1 protein-coding gene and 1 pseudogene are annotated in these 2,536 nt (G+C 46.5%); one reads left to right on the top strand and one right to left on the bottom strand.

Features of this window, described 5'->3' with window-relative positions:
- Positions 1-461 precede the first annotated feature (461 nt).
- The gene (locus QT973_RS26850; RefSeq protein WP_333392563.1) at positions 462-920 is read right to left on the bottom strand and encodes a four helix bundle protein; all 459 of its coding nucleotides are present in this window, start codon (positions 918-920) and stop codon (positions 462-464) included.
- 96 nt (positions 921-1,016) lie between these two features.
- Here QT973_RS26850 and QT973_RS26855 point away from each other — a divergent pair.
- Positions 1,017-2,536, top strand: a pseudogene (locus QT973_RS26855) (hypothetical protein); the annotation flags it as partial.

A 2,536-nucleotide genomic window follows, 5' to 3' on the forward strand; every position in this document is an offset into this window, starting at 1 on the left:
TGGTGGCTGCGGGCTTTTTCATTCGTTTATTTTACCAGCTTTTGACACTGAAGTTTTTTTGACCTGAATCCTTACCTTTTCTGTTCGTTGGCAATGGCGGAGGTGGAGGAGCTTAGGGAAGAATGGGAGAGTGGGAGAAGGGGAGAGTGGGGGAGTGGGAGAGGGGGAGAGTGGGAGAAGTTTGAAAACTTGCAACAACCCGATAAAAACTAGAGGGCTTCAACATCTAACATATACTCACCCAATTGAATAGAAAAGAGGGATTATGTAACTGCAATCTACCTGAAAATTCAAACAGCTTGCTGTTTACTGCACACATCTAATCTCCCACTCTTTCACTCTTTCACTCTTTCACTCTCCCCCTCTTCCCCTCCCACACTCTCCCCCTCTCCTCCTCTCCCTCTCTCCCCCTCTCCCCCACTCTCCCACTCTCCCACTCTCCCCCTCTTCCACTCTTTCGTTCACCGACTCTTAGTATGGTTTTTTGGCACTGGAAGGAGCCACATAGAAGGGTTATTAATCATGTTGACCAGTGTACCCAGTATTTGATTGTAATGTTGATACAGCTCTCTACCAACCTGAACATCCAAGTAATTGCATTTAACAGCGAATTCAATCCAAGTTTGAGTTTCAGCAGCTTCAGCTTCAGAATCACTTAATTTGGATACAAAAGCTCCTTCATAACGCCGTTTACGCCATGCCTCAGACAAATTGGCACAAACAGAACGCGAAGACCGACGAATTTGATCTGTCAATGAATATCGTTCCTCAATAGGAAACTTTTTAGAGAGTTCAAAAATCTGCATAGCCACATCTAATGCAAGTTGATACACTTCTAAATCTCGGTGGGATTGAATTGGTTTTCTGTTCATTTCAAACTCTAATTTCTTAACTCCGCTTTCTATTATCCCCTCTCCCACTCTCCCACTCTCCCCCTCTCCGAATCACCCACTCTCCCCCTCTCCCCCTCCCCCACTCTCCCCCTCTCCCCCTCCTCTTTCCCTCCCCCTATTACCATGCTTAAAGACCCAGATAAAGACTTTATTTCCGTCAACAAAATTCTCGGAAAACAAGCCAGCATCGGCATCATTCCAGCGGAACAGCTAATTCCCTGGATGCTAATCACTGTAATTTCCTACATCCTCACCAACGGCCTATTCAGCTTAGGAATGCCTTGGTTTTTCATCACTACTTTCTGGCTAATTGTAAGCTGGTGGCTCCTGACAGGTAACAAACCTCACCTTTTTGTAGACAGGTTTAGACCTCCGCCGGGGAATGAGTGGTACAACGGTAATCTTTTATACCTTTCTCCCGTTCCCCAACACCGACCAAACCCGATTCGCCACCGAATCAGCGATTCACAAGTCCGAGTCAAACTTAAACCCAAACTTGCTCCCACTCAACAAGGAGATAACAGCCGACTTATGCCCTTCCAAAACTACCAAAACCTCCTGTGTTTAGTCACTATCAAAAAGGATGGTCGAGAAGTTTCTGGTTACTTACTGAATGAAGGCAGTCAATACCAAATTGTATTCGGATTCGAGACGGCTGGCTTTCACAACATTCTCTACCGCCATGAAGTAAACAATGCAGCCACCGCCTTAGAAGAAGGGCTAAAAGACATTCCCCCAGGCGAAAAAATGACCTTTCACACCGGCTGCTACAGCAGCGATTGCCATCGCCAACAACAGTTAACTGAATTGGCTGACAACTGTCACCTCAAACCCATTTCTGTACTCGTTCGTAACGAACAGAAACGCATTCAAGAACTCAACTTAGCAGGCACCAGACAACTGTGGAACCAAACTATTTTCTGCACTTGGACATTCAACGCTCAATCTGGCTCCAAGTCCAACGACCCTCTGAGTAAATTCATCAATGGAATTATTAACACAGCCAACAGCATGGCTGCACAATTTACAGGCAACCAGCGCATCTACTCTGAACGCTTTTACAAACAACTGCTGCTCGATGCTTTCGAGCAAGGCTACATCCGGTGGGAACTCTTGCTAAACACCAAAATTGGACTGGAAATTCAACCCCTGAATGCCCAAGCATTGTGGGGATGGCTGTGGCAAAAATTCAACAGCGCACCCGTACCCCCTATTCCCCAACTTCTCACCTTAAAAGAAACCGCGTCCGACTACAAACTAACCGAAACCCTCAAGAGTCACAAACACGCCTGCACCATTTTAATTGAAGGTATGAGCGGCCGTTCGAGCTGCCCGGAACACAGAAAAGCTAGCTCACGCATTTTGCTTCCCGGCAGAAACGCAGAATGCGGCGTGCTAACAATGGAAGAGGGCCCCGGCGGCTGGCTCAATACTAGAGAGCAACTGCAATGGCTCTGGAAAATTATGAGCAACAGCTACGTCCGCGATACTGAAGCCGTTGTCGAAATTAGCGCCGCTCCCAACTTTATTATTCAAGACAATTTAGCAAGGCAAGCTAAACAATCAAAAAGTGCCAAAAAACGCGCTTTAGAAAAAGGTCAAGGTCGCGATGTAGGAGCAGAAGTCAAACAGGAAGAATCCTT

Origin of the sequence: Microcoleus sp. Z1_A1 (genome assembly GCF_036700305.1) — a bacterium.
Lineage (GTDB): Bacteria > Cyanobacteriota > Cyanobacteriia > Cyanobacteriales > Microcoleaceae > Microcoleus.